This is a genomic window from Brevibacillus brevis, from assembly GCF_001039275.2.
GTDB lineage: Bacteria > Bacillota > Bacilli > Brevibacillales > Brevibacillaceae > Brevibacillus > Brevibacillus brevis_C.
Genome location: NZ_CP030117.1, coordinates 6,100,239 through 6,112,637, shown reverse-complemented (window position 1 = coordinate 6,112,637; position 12,399 = coordinate 6,100,239). Strand labels below are relative to the sequence as shown.

Here is a 12,399-nt window from a genome sequence, read left to right as displayed (position 1 = left end):
ATGAAGAATAAATTAATCGTGTCTTTGGCTGTAACAACAATAGTTGTGGTGCTAGTATTTGGATTTTTATATGTGGGGACTGGAAATGATTACTACAGATTTTCTGATGGAGCATCCTCAGAACAGATAGAAGCTTTAAAGAGTAATAAAATAGATTATATGATCAAAGAAGACGGATCTTTATGGATAAGAAGAAGTGATGAATTGAAAGTAGCACAATGTTGTACATAGTTATGTTGAGTAACCAAAATGAGAGAAACAACAGCAACCGGATTTATGAATGGTTGCTGTTTCTTTTCCATCAAAGGAAAGCCGTAGCACATCTAGGGGTACAGCCGAGATACGAGTAATTTTGGGTCGCAAGCTTACAGCAATTGTCATTTTTCGAATGCAGTTTGTGGCATGGCAGGAGAATTCGATAAAATCATCATTTGGAAATAAAAGTAAGACTATGACCCATTTTTGCATGTATCTCGGCTGTACCCGATAATGGATGAAACGGTATAGCTGTCGTGAACAAATGTTGCAATGCGTGTTGCAACATTTTGTTGCGTTGTTTTGCAATGTCACCAGACGAGTGAGGCATGGAGAGGAACGGATGGCAGACTTTTATCCGGTCAGGGGTATGATACGGAGCTTGGCATTAATCATGCAAGTGAATAACGTTTCATAAAGTCGAAAAATTTAGATTTTTAGGAGGGAGACTGTTGCTTCACTATTCCATTGCAGTAATTCCAGGAGACGGAATCGGTCCCGAGGTCATGGAAGAAGGCCTGAAAGTGTTGGGAGCCATAGAAGAGAGTCACGGCGGCATTCGGTTTGCTCGTGATGTCATGGATTGGAACTGTAGCTACTATCTCCAACACGGCAAAATGATGCCGGAGAATGGACTCCCTATTTTAAAAAACTATGATTTGATTCTGCTTGGTGCAATTGGTGCGCCCGAGGTTCCGGACCATGTCTCTGTGTGGGAGTTGATCTTGCCGATTCGCCGTGCATTCCAGCAGTATGTGAACCTTCGCCCGGTCAAGCTGCTTAAAGGTCTGGAAAGTCCCCTTCGCTATAAGGGGCATGCCGATCTCGATTTCGTCGTGGTGCGGGAGAATACAGAGGGTGAATACTCCAATATGGGCGGGCGCATGCACCAGGGTACACCGTACGAAATGGCGGTGCAAAACAATGTATTTACCCGGTACGGCACAGAGCGCATCCTCAAATACGCTTACGCACTGGCGGAAAAGCGTTCGAAAAAGAGCGTGACCGCAGCGACGAAGTCCAACGGCATCAACCATTCCATGCCTTTCTGGGATGAGATCGTCAAGGAAGTCAGTCAGGAATACCCAGGTATCCAGACCAATCTGTATCATATCGACGCACTCGCTGCCTATTTCATCACGCGACCAGAAACGTTTGACGTCGTTGTCGCGAGCAACCTGTTTGGAGACATTTTGACCGATCTCGGAGCGGCGATCGTCGGTGGTTTGGGTTTGGCCCCTTCCGCGAACATCAATCCGGAGCGCAAGTATCCATCCATGTTTGAGCCCATTCACGGCTCTGCGCCAGATATCGCGGGGAAAGGTATCGCCAATCCGATCGCACAAGTATGGAGCATCGCCATGATGATGGATCATCTCGATCTGCCAGAGCTCAGTGCTGTCATCATGAACGCCATCGAAAACGTGTTGCAAGATGGCAAGGTGCTCACTCCTGATCTTGGGGGGACGGCGACAACAATAGAATTGGGAGACGAAATCGTTCGCCACATCTATCAAACAACGAGATAAATATAAGGGAGGAAGAGGACATGGAAGCGAGAGCGTATGATTTGTACATCGGTGGAGAATGGGTGAAAACCGAGAGCTACATTCCCGTCCTTCACAAATATACGGGCGCGTGCATCGCGCGTATTGCCAAGGCAGAGCAACAGCATGTAACAGAAGCGGTGGAAGCTTCGTGGGAGACGTTTAAGGCGGACAAATTAACTCCTTTTCAACGATACAAAATCTTGCTAAAAGCCTCTGAGCTAATGGAGGAGCGCCGGGACGAGATGGAGCGATCCTTGATTCGCGAAGTGGGCAAAACGCGCAAGGACGCGATGAATGAGCTGGATCGGACGATCAATACACTGCGCTTGTCGGCAGAGGAAGCCAAGAAAATTCACGGGGAAATGATTCCGCTGCAAGCAACGGAAGGCTCGGAAAACCGTCTGGGCTTTACCATTCGGGTGCCAAAGGGAGTAATCGGTGCTATTACGCCGTTTAACTATCCCTTGCTGCTCAGCACGCACAAGATCGCGCCAGCGCTAGCCGCAGGAAATACGCTGGTGGTTAAACCAGCTACAGTCACGCCTATCGCAACCTTTCTGCTGGTGGAGATCCTGGAGGAAGCGGGCTTGCCAAAAGGCTATGTAAATATCGTGACAGGGGCAGGCAGTCAGGTAGGGGAATGGCTGCTGGATGAAGAGCGCATCGCCATGTACACCTTTACCGGGTCAGGAGAAGTCGGTCGCCGCATCAAGGAGCGAAGTGGCATGCGTCCTGTTGCGCTGGAGCTGGGCAACAACTCTCCCAATATCGTGCACCTCGATGCAGATTTGGAGCTGGCAGCCCGTCAAACAGCCGCCCGCAGCTTTCACAATGCAGGTCAAGCGTGCATTGCTGTCCAGCGCATTTACGTGCATGAATCGGTTATGCAAGCGTTCAGTGACTTGTATATCTGGCATGTAAATCAGTTGAAGGTAGGGAACCCGGAAGATCCGGACACGGATGTCGGACCGATGATCAGTGAAAAAGAAGCGAGTCGTACCGAGGAATGGGTACAGGAAGCAATTAGCCAAGGGGCCAGATCGCTCTTGCCTGTCAAACGGGAGGGAGCTCTCTTCTATCCCACTGTGTTGGTGGATACAAGGCCAGAGATGAAGGTGGTTTGCCGGGAAGTGTTCGCGCCCGTCGTCACGATTATTCCATACAATGATCTTGATGACGCGTTTGCACAAGCCAACGATTCGGAGTACGGCTTGCAGGCGGGGATTTTTACCCGTGATTTGAACGTTGCGATGAAAGCAGCACGCGTGCTGGAGTACGGTGGCGTGGTGATCAACGACGTATCGACCTATCGCAATGACGTCATGCCATACGGCGGAATCAAAAACAGCGGACTGGGCAAGGAAGGTCCGCGTTACGCAGTCGAAGAGATGACGGAAGAGCGAATGGTGGTGATCAACCTATGAATGGGCAACTTTTGCAAGGAAAAACGGCGATGGTAACAGGGGCAGCGTCAGGAATGGGCAAGGCTATTGCGAAGCTTTTTGCGGACGAGGGAGCCAACGTCATCCTGGCTGATTTGAACAAGGAGGCGGCAGTAGCGGTCGCTCAAGAGCTGCCACAAGGAAAAGGTCATGCAGTACAAACAGATGTGGCAGACGATACGAGTGTTGCTGCACTCGTAAAGGAAACGCTCGAAGTGTACGGCTCGATCGATGTCCTGGTCAACTGCGCGGGTGTTCCCCAAGCGTTTACCCCTATTGAGGAGCTGACCTTGGAGCAGTGGGATCGGATCATGTCTGTGAACACGAAGTCGATCTTTTTGACGACAAGGCATGCGGTGCCTCACATGAAGGAGAAGGGCAAAGGCAGCATCATCAACATCGCTTCGATTGCCGGGATTCGCGCTCGTCCGGGGTTGAATGCGTACTGCGCGTCCAAGGGGGCCGCTATCATGTTGAGCAAGGCACTGGCGATTGAGCTCGCTCCTTTTCAAATCAGGGTCAATGTCATCAATCCAGGGCCGGCAGAGACACCGATGCTGGGTAAGTTTATCAATGGAGATGAAGCGGAAGTAGAGGCCGGGAAAAAAGATATTTTCATCAGCAGTGTACCATTGGGCATGTTGATTCAGCCGGAGGATATCGCGCAGGCGGCCCTTTATTTGGCTTCTGATCTATCCAAAATTGTCACGGGCGAGGTCATGAATGTAGACGGTGGAAGAGGGATCTAGTAAAATGAACTAAATTTTCATATTATTTAAAAAACAAAAGAATCAACAGGGGGTACTATCGCATGTTTCGGAAGAAGGGGAGCTTCGTGCTAGCGAGCATCATGTCTGTGTCTTTATTTCTGGCTGGGTGCGGAGGCGGTCAACAGACTGCCCCGCCTGCGGGACAAGCCGGGGGGACTGAAGCACCGAAAAGTGACGGACAAAGCTATGTATTCAAAGCAGGGCATTCACTGACGGAGGATCATCCATACCATTTGGCATTGAAAAAAATGGCCGAGGATGTCGACAAGCGCTCGAACGGAAAAGTGAAAATCGAGGTGTATCCACTGAGCCAGCTAGGAGCGGAACGTGAATTGACAGAGGCGCTGACCTTTGGAACGGCGGATATGTCGATTACCTCGACTGCGCCCGTGATGAACTTCCATCCAAAGCTGGGCGTGCTGGATCTCCCGTTCTTGTTTGACAGCCGTGAGCAGGCATACAAGGTACTCGACGGACAAGTCGGGCAGGACATCCTCAAGGATTTGGAAAACGCCAATCTGGTTGGTCTGGCTTGGGCTGAAAACGGCTTCCGCCACATTACGAACGGCTCGAAGGTAATCAAGAAGCCGGAGGATGTGGCAGGGTTGAAGATACGCACGCAGGAAAACCCGATCCATCTGGCAGCATTCGAAGCTTTGGGAGCGAAGCCGACCCCAATGGCTTGGACTGAGGCCCTGACGGCGCTGCAACAAGGAGTGGTCGATGCCCAGGAAAATCCGGCGATTGTCGCACAGACCTACAAGCTGTATGAATCCAAGCAAACACAAATGGCCTTGACCGGGCATGTTTATTCAGCGGCGATGATCTTGTTCAGCAAACCTGTATGGGATAAGCTCCCGGCAGATGTTCAGCAACTTCTTGCCGAGGAAGCCAAGAAAGCGGGTCAGTACGAGCGCGAGTTGATGATCAAGATGGAAGAAGAGGCCATTTCCACTATTAAAGCAAAAGGTGTAGTCATTACCGAGGACGTGGATAAGCAAGCTTTCCGGGATGCGATGAAGCCTGTCTATGACAAATTTTCCGGGCAGTTTGGCAAAGAGCTGGTGGATCAAATTGTAAATACAAAATAAACGGCAGAAGGGAGACGAGCCACTCTGGCTTTTCTCCCCTTTTTCCTGCGAAAGGAGATTGTGTGTGGGCAACCTTGTTTCCAAAATAAACAGCATCCTTCGTTTTTTCATCATTGCCCTTCTGGCTATTATGGTGATCGCTGTCTTCTTGCAGGTGCTTTTCCGTTTTTTGCTCGACCAGCCCTTGGCATGGACGGAGGAATTGGCTCGGTATTTGCTAATCTGGATTACATTTCTGGGATCAGCGTACGCGATGTCGATCAAAGCACACATCGGTACGGAATACATTCAAAAGTACTTGTCCCCTCGTATGAACAAGGTGGTGCTGGTTATTGCCGCTTTGTGTAGCCTGGTTTTCTTTCTCGTCATGGTTCAGCAAGGCTACTTGTTATCTGCGAGAAGTATGACACAAACCTCACCCACTCTGCTCGTTCCCATGGGCTATGTATACATGGTGATTCCGATCAGCGGTGCCTTACTCATCATGAACGTGATCCATGTGACATGGAAAGACATAACCGGGAAGGAGTGACCAGATTGTGGGTACGATTTTGTTTGTAACACTGTTGGTGCTCCTGATCTTAAACGTACCGATTGGGGTGGCACTGGGGTTATCTGTCGTTGTCGTGTTTATGCTGGAGGGAAACATCCCTCTACTGGTTGTCATTCAGAAAATGTTCAACGGGACAGACTCCTTCCCGTTGATGGCGATCCCGTTCTTTCTTCTGGCAGGAAAGCTGATGGAAACAGGCGGAATCTCGGCTAGGCTGATTCGTTTTGCGAATACGATTGTCGGGAACCTGCCTGGAGGATTGGCAATCGTGGCGGTTATGGGTTGTACTTTTTTTGCAGCGATATCGGGTTCTTCTGCTGCAACAACGGCAGCCGTAGGGGGAATTTTGATCCCTCACATGGTCAAAAAAGGGTATAATATCCGGTTTTCAGCGGCCTTGCATGCAACAGGGGGAACGATCGGTGTCATGATTCCTCCGAGCGTGCCGATGGTTTTGTACGGGGTAGCAGCGAGTGCCTCGATTAGCGACTTGTTTATTGCCGGGATTGGACCGGGTATTCTCGTAGCGATCTCACTGATTCTGTACTCGTATTGGATTAGTAAGAAAAACGGCTGGGGTGGCGGAGAGAAGCATACACCCAAAGAGATATGGGAGGCATTCAAGGACGCCATTTTGGCGATTCTCATGCCGATCATTATTCTTGGTGGTATATACGGAGCCATCTTTACTCCGACAGAAGCGGCAGTGGTAGCCGTAATTTACGGCCTAGTTGTCGGGCTTTTCGTCTACCGGGAGATCAAGTGGAAGGACTTGGGGGAAATATTCGCGGGCTCTGCCAGCATGACAGCAGTCATTATGCTTATTATTGCGACCGCCAATGCATTTGGTTACCTGATGACGAGGGAAAACATTCCGCAGGAAATCGCGCAATTCATGCTGGGGATTACCGACAGCACGATCATTACGTTGCTCATTATTAACATCTTGCTGCTCATTTTGGGGACGTTTATGGAAACGGCGGTTACGATCATTCTCCTGACGCCGATCCTGTTGCCGATCACGAATTCTCTGGGCATCGATCCGGTGCTATTCGGGGTGATCATGGTCGTCAACTCCGCGATCGGTATGCTGACTCCACCGGTTGGGATCAATTTGTTGGTAGCAGGAAATATTGCGAAGCTCCAGAATACGGAGATTGAGCGAGCGGTGATCCCGTTTTTGGTCATCATGATCGTCGACTTGCTGCTCATCACCTATATTCCTGAAATCAGCTTATTCCTTGTCAACTTGAGCAAGTAACGGAGGGGGAACCAACGTGGATTACAAGCAGGCGTTAGTGGGATTGCTGGGGGAAGAACGAGTATCGACCAACCCCACTATACTGGAGCACCACAGTCATGATGAATCGTATCATACTCCGCATCTTCCGGATGTGGTGGTGTTTCCGCAGACGGCAGAGGAAGTCAGTCAAATCATGAAGCTGGCCAACGAAAAGCGCATTGCGGTAACGCCGTTTGGCATGGGGACCAGTCTGGAAGGCCACGCGATTCCTTATGCGGGCGGAATTAGCATGGATTTTTCCCAGATGAACCAAGTGCTGGAGGTGCGACCGAAGGATTTTCTCGTGAGAGTTCAGCCTGGTGTGACGCGCACCCAGCTCAATAAAGAATTGAAAAAGCACGGATTGTTTTTTTCCGTCGATCCGGGATCGGACGCGACTTTGGGTGGGATGGCCGCTACAAATGCCAGTGGAACGACCTCTGTCCGCTATGGCGTGATGCGTGATCAGGTTCGCGATCTGGAAGTGGTGACGGCGGATGGACGTATCATCCGTACAGGGAGTATGACAGCCAAATCCTCCTCAGGCTACCATCTTACCGGGCTATTTGTCGGGTCGGAGGGAACGCTTGGTGTATTCACGGAGCTGACCTTGCGTGTTTACGGCATCCCTGAGGCGACAACGGCGGCACGTGCCAGCTTCCCTTCTGTGCAGGATGCCGTCGATACCGTCGTGGATATTCTCGGAGCGGGTATTCAAGTAGCGCGAATCGAGCTGGTTGATGAACGCTCTATCCAACAAGTGAATCTGTACAAAGAAACGAGCTACCCGGAAGCACCAACGCTGTTTATCGAGTTCCACGGCAGTGAACAAGGGCTTGCGTATGATATCGACTTTGCGCAGAACATCGCCGCTGGACATGGCTGCACGCAGTTCCTTTTTGAAACCGATTCGAAGGCGCGGACGCAGCTCTGGGACGCTCGTCATAACCTGGCGTATGCCTTCCTGCACAAATCCCCCGGGAAAAAGCTGATGGTGACAGATGTTTGCTTGCCAATTTCCGAGCTGGCAGGAGCTGTTGTGGACGCGCGGCAAGCCATTGACCGCGCTGGACTGGATGGAGCGATTGCAGGGCATGTCGGGGATGGGAACTATCACGCTATCCTGATGATCGACCTGAATGACCCCGAAGAAGTGGCGCGTGCCGAGGAAGTAAATGCCCATCTGGTGGAATACGCATTGTGTCGGGGAGGAACCTGCACCGGAGAGCACGGTGTGGGTGTAGGGAAAATCAAATATCAGCGCAAGGAGCACGGAGAAGCACTGGACGTCATGCAAGCCATGAAGCATGTGCTGGACCCGAATGGCATTTTGAATCCGGGAAAAATTTTCGGGAAGTAACAGAGAGCCTGCATTCTGAACATTTGTCGGAATGTGGGCTTTTTCTTTTGCGTAATGTGTCGAAGAGGAAAGGAGAAAGGATGCTGATGCAGAATGTAGAAGATTGGTAACTGGTGCATTACATTCTGGTGTGGCAGGGAGGCAAGTATGAAGTCTATTGTTGAAATTGCCAAGAGTGCAGGTATCGAAGAACAGCATTTGGAGCTATACGGAAAGTATAAGGCCAAACTATCAGATGAGCTATGGGAGCAAGTGAAGAATCGCCCTGATGGCAAACTGATTCTTGTTACAGCGATGAACCCTAACCCGGCGGGAGCAGGCAAGACGCTCACGACAATTGGTCTGTCACAAGCATTAAATTATCTCGGGAAGAAAACAATTGCAGCGCTTCGCGAGCCGTCCTTGGGTCCTTGCATGGGGATCAAAGGAGGAGCAACCGGAAGCGGCCAAGCACAAATTCTCCCGGCTGATGAAATTAACCTGCATTTTACAGGGGACATTCATGCGATTACAGCTGCACATAACTTGTTGGCGGCGATGATCGACAATCATATTTTCCATGGCAATCCGCGCGGGCTCAATCCAAATAAAATCGTCTGGAAACGGGCTATGGACATGAACGACCGCGCACTGCGTAACATCGTGGTTGGTCTGGGTGACGGCAATGGAATGACGCGTGAGGATGGCTTCATGATTACGACCGCGTCGGAAATCATGGCGATTTTATGCTTGAGTGAGAATCTGGCAGACTTGCGCGAGCGGTTGAACCATATCATTATTGGCTACGATTTCCATGATCAGCCTGTACGGGCAGAAGAAATCAACGCGGTCGATGCGATGTGCGTTCTCTTGAAGGAAGCTATCAAGCCTAATCTCGTACAGACAATCGAAGGAACTCCTGTCATCATTCACGGCGGACCTTTTGCCAATATCGCGCATGGGTGCAGCAGCGTGATCGGAACCAAGATGGCCTTGAAGCTGGCAGATTACGTCGTAACAGAGGCGGGCTTTGGTGCGGATCTGGGAGCAGAGAAGTTTTTTGACATCAAGTGCAGAAAAGCAGGCCTGACTCCATCGGCTGCTGTCGTGGTCATTACGGTCCGTTCGTTGAAATACAACGGCGGGGTAAAAGTACCTGACCTCGCAGTGGAGAACTTGTCTGCTCTGGAAAAAGGCTTCGAAAACGTCAAGCGCCATCTGGAAAACCTGCAAAAGTTCGGTGTGCCAGCAGTGGTGGCGATCAATCATTTTGCGACAGATACCCAGGCAGAGGTCGATGCCGTAATTGCGTTATGCCAAGCGGCTGGAGCTGAGGCAGCCCTTTCTAAAGTGTGGGCAGAAGGAGGAGCTGGCGGTGTCGAGCTGGCTGAAAAAGTGACCCGTGCAGCAGAGCGGCCTTCCTCCTTCCGATTCTTGTATGAAGAAGACCTCAGCATTAAAGACAAGATTGAGACTGTCGTGAAAGAAGTATACCGTGGATCAGGGGTTGTCTTTTCGCCCCTTGCATTGAAAACGATGCAAAAGGTAGAAGAAATGGGCATGTCCCATCTGCCTGTGTGCATGGCGAAAACACCTTACTCCTTTACGGATCGCGCCGATCTGCTGGGAGCACCTGTTGACTTCACGATTCAAGTGAGTGAAGTGCGTATATCAGCAGGAGCTGGTTTTATCGTCGCACTGACCGGAAGCTTGGTTACGATGCCAGGCCTCCCGAAAAAGCCGGCCGCGGAATCGTTATATGTAGACAAGGATGGGCAAGTGATCGGATTAAGCTAATCAAAAAAGTTTGACAAAAAGCTGACAACTGTAAAAGGTTGTCAGCTTTTTTGTGTTTTTGAGGTTTATTGGCGGAAAGTTATGGGAAAAGAAAGGTGAGATTGAAAAAAAAGTGGACTTAAATTGAAAAAACAACAAGGAATGACAAAGGCAAACCTGCTGAAAGGCAGGGACGCAAAGCCACGGGTCTAAGGACGAAAGTCAAATGACTTTCGCAGCTAGGACAGCCGGGTTGCCATACCGTAGTCATAATGGGCTGTCGGTGGGCAGTCTTTTTTTTGTTGAAAAAAGAGAAGGGAGAGGGATTCGGTATGAAAAATAGTTTGAAGAATAAGCTAATTATCGTTTTGTGCCTGCTGTTGGTTATTAGTTTGGGTACGGTTTGCGGTGCCAGTTATTGGAGTGCTTCCAATCTTTTGGCAGACAGTCTGGACAAAGAAGCTGAGTTGTCAGCTAGCAATCTCTCGATTCGTATCGATGGTTTCTTTCAAGAAAAAATTGAGATTGTAAGAGCGGTGGGAGGGTTGATGTCGGCAGATCAAAATGTCGAATACGACCTGAAACTCATTCAAGCAGCCCAAAAGAAAAACCCCCAGTTTGAGACGTTCTTCTTTTCGCATGACTTAAGCGGTAAGAAAGTGATCAATTTCATGGGAGAAGTGACCGACATCTCGGATCGTCCGCATATTAAGGAAGCGAGTAAAGGGGAAGGAAAGGTTGTTGTCTCCGAGCCAGTCATTTCGAAGCGGACAGGGAATAACATCGTGACCCTTGTCGTTCCATTGATGAAGGACAATCGTCAATACGGTTATATCGGTTCTACGATTCCTATCAATGAAATTCAGAAAAAGGTGTCCGAGGAGAAGTTCGGTGAATTTGGCTACGCCTTTTTAGTAAGCAAAACAGGAACATTTATTTATCATCCGAATAGCGAGTACATTCTGAAGGAATCGATTCTCGACACGGGTATTCTTGAGCTTCAGACTGCCTTTGAAGAAATCAAGCAAGGGAATCATGGAATCGCCCAATATATAGACGAGAATACAGAGCGATTTGCTTCCTATGCTCCTACCAGTTTGAACTGGGGCATATACATCACTGCACCTGTAGCAGAGCTGCATGCGCCTGTTGATCAACTGTCAGTTCGATTGCTGGTGATTTCCCTCATCGTGTTGGCAATTGGGGTTGTCCTCGTTTATTTCTTGGCTGTACGCATGGTGAAACCAATTGAGCGTCTGAATCACGCAGTAAATGTAGTGGCGCAGGGGAACCTGAAAGAGACCGTAACGGTTGACGGAAAAGACGAGATTGCCATTCTGTCACGTGACTTTAACCAGACGGTATCGCACTTGAAAAATTTGATCGAAGACGTATCTCTGTCGTCTGATCAAGTACAGCGTTTTAGTCAGGAAGTATCCGAAGGCATTAAACAAGCGACGGAAAACATCAACCAAATCGGCATGTCTATCGCACAGATTTCTGAGGGAGCAGAGGCGCAGGCCACCAGCTCGCAGGATGTCGCGTTGTCTATGAATGACATGGCAGCAGGCATCGTGAAAATCGCGGAGACGTCTGCACATGTTTCAGAGGCTGCCCAGGTAGCAACAGAGCAGGCAGAGCAAGGTACTGCTGTGGTAGAGCAAGCAGTGCTCCAGATGGGAAGCATTGGCGAGGGAACATCGAAGGCGACAGTAGCCATCGAGCAGCTCAACAATCGCTCCAAAGAAATCGAAGGTATTCTCGATACGATCAGTCAGTTGACCTCGCAAATCAATTTGCTTGCTTTGAACGCTTCGATTGAGGCAGCCCGTGCAGGCGAGCATGGACGTGGGTTTGCTGTCGTTGCCGGAGAGGTGAAAAAGCTGGCGAATCAATCCGAAGAATCCGCATCCAAAATCGCGATGCTGATCGGAGAAATCCAGCAGGATACTCGTCACGCGGTAGAGGTCATGACCGCGGGCAACCAAAACGCACAGCATGGTATTCAACTGGTCGAAGAGGTTCGCGAAATCTTCGGGCATATTCTGGAGTCTTCCCGTAACGTTGCCGCGCACATTTTGGAAGTATCCGCAGCATCTGAACAAATGTCAGCAGGCTCCCAACAGGTGAGTGCTTCTGTAGATGAAATGCATAACATTGCAAAACATGCTTCACTCGACGCGCAAACAGTGGCAAAGGCAACGGAAGAGCAGCTTCAAGCCATCCAGGAAATTGGCCAGTCTGTCGAGCGTTTGAATGCAGTGGCAGAAGAATTACAGCAAGGAATCGGCAGGTTTACTGTGTAGGAGGCAGCTCAACAGGTTGTAAGTCCTCTTCTTTG

At 49.8% G+C, this 12,399-nt stretch carries 10 protein-coding genes and 1 riboswitch; all 10 genes read left to right on the top strand.

The window, feature by feature from the left end; genetic code table 11:
* The 10 genes from AB432_RS28990 (at position 1) to AB432_RS28945 (ending at position 12,364) form a co-directional block, all read left to right on the top strand.
* The gene (locus tag AB432_RS28990) at positions 1-231 is read left to right on the top strand and encodes a hypothetical protein (protein ID WP_048035250.1); all 231 of its coding nucleotides are present in this window, start codon (positions 1-3) and stop codon (positions 229-231) included.
* A gap of 476 nt (positions 232-707) precedes the next feature.
* Positions 708-1,784, top strand: a complete 1,077-nt coding sequence (locus AB432_RS28985; RefSeq protein ID WP_048035249.1) for a tartrate dehydrogenase — start codon at positions 708-710, stop codon at positions 1,782-1,784.
* A 20-nt stretch (positions 1,785-1,804) separates the two neighbouring features.
* Positions 1,805-3,229: an aldehyde dehydrogenase family protein gene (locus tag AB432_RS28980; RefSeq protein WP_048035248.1), complete on the top strand. Its 1,425-nt coding sequence runs from the start codon at positions 1,805-1,807 to the stop codon at positions 3,227-3,229.
* Entirely contained in the window at positions 3,226-3,996 is a 771-nt protein-coding gene (locus tag AB432_RS28975; RefSeq protein WP_048035247.1) for an SDR family oxidoreductase, read from the top strand. The genes AB432_RS28980 and AB432_RS28975 overlap by 4 nt, the downstream gene beginning before the upstream one ends.
* A 62-nt stretch (positions 3,997-4,058) precedes the next feature.
* Positions 4,059-5,108, top strand: coding sequence for a TRAP transporter substrate-binding protein (locus tag AB432_RS28970; protein WP_048035246.1), 1,050 nt, complete (start codon positions 4,059-4,061; stop codon positions 5,106-5,108).
* 64 nt (positions 5,109-5,172) lie between these two features.
* On the top strand, positions 5,173-5,640 hold the full coding sequence (locus AB432_RS28965) for a TRAP transporter small permease (RefSeq protein ID WP_048035245.1): 468 nt from the start codon (positions 5,173-5,175) through the stop codon (positions 5,638-5,640).
* Between the two features lie 7 nt (positions 5,641-5,647).
* Positions 5,648-6,922: a TRAP transporter large permease gene (locus tag AB432_RS28960; protein WP_048035244.1), complete on the top strand. Its 1,275-nt coding sequence runs from the start codon at positions 5,648-5,650 to the stop codon at positions 6,920-6,922.
* 16 nt (positions 6,923-6,938) lie between these two features.
* On the top strand, positions 6,939-8,303 hold the full coding sequence (locus tag AB432_RS28955) for an FAD-binding oxidoreductase (RefSeq protein ID WP_048035243.1): 1,365 nt from the start codon (positions 6,939-6,941) through the stop codon (positions 8,301-8,303).
* 147 nt (positions 8,304-8,450) lie between these two features.
* Positions 8,451-10,079 (top strand): formate--tetrahydrofolate ligase, encoded by a 1,629-nt coding sequence (locus AB432_RS28950; RefSeq protein ID WP_048035242.1) that lies wholly within the window; start codon positions 8,451-8,453, stop codon positions 10,077-10,079.
* A gap of 139 nt (positions 10,080-10,218) precedes the next feature.
* Positions 10,219-10,319: riboswitch (cyclic di-GMP riboswitch) on the top strand.
* A gap of 71 nt (positions 10,320-10,390) precedes the next feature.
* On the top strand, positions 10,391-12,364 hold the full coding sequence (locus tag AB432_RS28945) for a methyl-accepting chemotaxis protein (protein ID WP_048035241.1): 1,974 nt from the start codon (positions 10,391-10,393) through the stop codon (positions 12,362-12,364).
* The last annotated feature ends 35 nt before the right edge of the window (positions 12,365-12,399 follow it).